Annotated in this window: 1 pseudogene; it reads right to left on the reverse strand. The window is 56.6% G+C overall.

Features of this window, described 5'->3' with window-relative positions:
• Positions 1-1,949, reverse strand: a pseudogene (locus RTY00_RS24265) (cyclic beta 1-2 glucan synthetase); the annotation flags it as partial.

The raw sequence follows: 1,949 nt of genomic DNA on the forward strand, positions 1-1,949 counted from the left end.
GAACAGTGCGGTTTTGTCGACATAGAGAAAGCGGAAATCCATTTTGGCGTGATCCTCCAGACGTCCTTCCAGCTCCAGCAAGGTCGCCATGCGTTCTCGCGCGGCCCACATTACGGAAGCGGCGAGCTGAGCATTAAGGCCGGGGCGATGAAGCTTTAATTCACTCAGCCACAGCAACGAAGGCAAGGCGTCAGGCAGCACATCATCCGGCCCGATCCAGCTGAAATAGCGCATCCACTCTTGCTGAAAATCGCTGAGCTGGTGGATGAAGCGTTCAAACCATTTCACCTGCGACGGCGGCAGCTTGAGCTGCGCCAGCAGAATTTCACTCAGCGCGATCAGGGATGAAAGATGATTGGCAATCGCGGCGGGTGCGACTTGTTGCAGCGCAACAAACTGCTCGGCTAGCTCATCCCAGCGATCGTGACGCTCTGTGCCCATTTGCGCTTTGGCCAACATCAAGGTGTCATTCAGACCAGCCATGATCACCGGTAAAGCGATTACTGGCAGATGCTTCCACTGCGCAAGGCCCGCTTGCAAAGTGGCTAGGTGCGCAGCGAGGTTGCCGCTATCGACAGTAGAAACGTAGCGCGGATTTAACGGTTTCAGCGTGTAGGTGTCGTACCAGTTGTAGAGATGTCCACGAAAATGCTCCATGCGATCGAGGCTATCCAGCGTGGCGAGCGAACGGCTAATTACCTGCTTCTGCGTGATGTAGCCGAAATCCCACGCGGTTAAATTAGCCAGCAGCGACAGGCCGATATTGGTCGGCGAAGTACGGTGCGCCACCACCGGCTGCAACACTTCCTGGAAGTTATCCGGCGGCAAGTGGTTATGCTCGGCGATGACGAAATCCTCAAACCAAGCCCAGGTGTGGCGCGCGGTGTGTCGCAAAAACTGCTGCTGCTCGACGGAGAGCTTTTTCTGACGCGCATGGGCAGGTTTACTCAATTGCCATAACAACCACGGCGTGATCAGCCACAGCAAGGAAAGCGGCAACGCCAACGCGATCAGTGGTGGATTGATCAGCACGGTTAAAAGTGACAGTGCAACGCCTGCCGCCGGATTAAACCACATCGCCTGATAAAAATGGCGCAGTGACGGCGTGGGCGATGAACTGCCCGCCGACGCGCTTTTCCATTCGTGGAGAAACAGCCCGCTGACGTTCAATCGCCACAGCGTGACGATAATGGCTTTCAGCGACCAATAACTTTCATGCGGCAGTGCCGCCAGCGTCATTCCCGCGCGGCTCAGGCGCATCAACGCGTCCGAGGACAAGATAGAGAGATGATGTTGCCAGGCGCGCTTTTTGCTTTTGCGCATGCCTTCCATGCTAAGCGCAAAAGCGCTTGGCAGCAGCAGGAACAGCGCAATACAGCCGAGCCAAAACGGCGGATTCGCTACCCAAGTGAAGGCCAGAAACATCAGCAGTAGCAAGGCAGGAGCCACCAGACTGCGACGCAGGTTATCGAACAATTTCCAGCGCGAAAGCGCGCTTAGCGGATTGGCCTGATAACCGCCATCCTCGAGACGTACGCGCAGTTTTAACCAGTTCAGCAGCTGCCAGTCACCGCGCACCCAGCGGAAACGCCGCGCGACATCGCTGAGATAGTTGTCGGGATAGTGTTCATACAGCACCACATTGCTGACCACGCCGGAACGCGCGTAACAGCCCTCCAGCAGATCGTGACTCAGCACCAGATTTTCCGGGCAGGTATTGCGCGTCGCGCGGGTGAAAGCCGCCACATCGTAAATGCCTTTGCCGACAAACGAACCTTCGCCAAATAGATCCTGATAGATATCGGAAGACATCGATGAATAGGCATCGTTGCCCGGCACGCTGCTGGAGAGCCGCGCGTAGCGGCCTTGTCCAAAGGGCGGGATCTCTTCGGCCAGACGCGGCTGCAGAATGGCGTAACCTTCCACCACGCGGTTGAGGCGATCATCAA

The organism is Pantoea sp. CTOTU49201, assembly GCF_032054795.1.
Lineage (GTDB): Bacteria > Pseudomonadota > Gammaproteobacteria > Enterobacterales > Enterobacteriaceae > Pantoea > Pantoea symbiotica.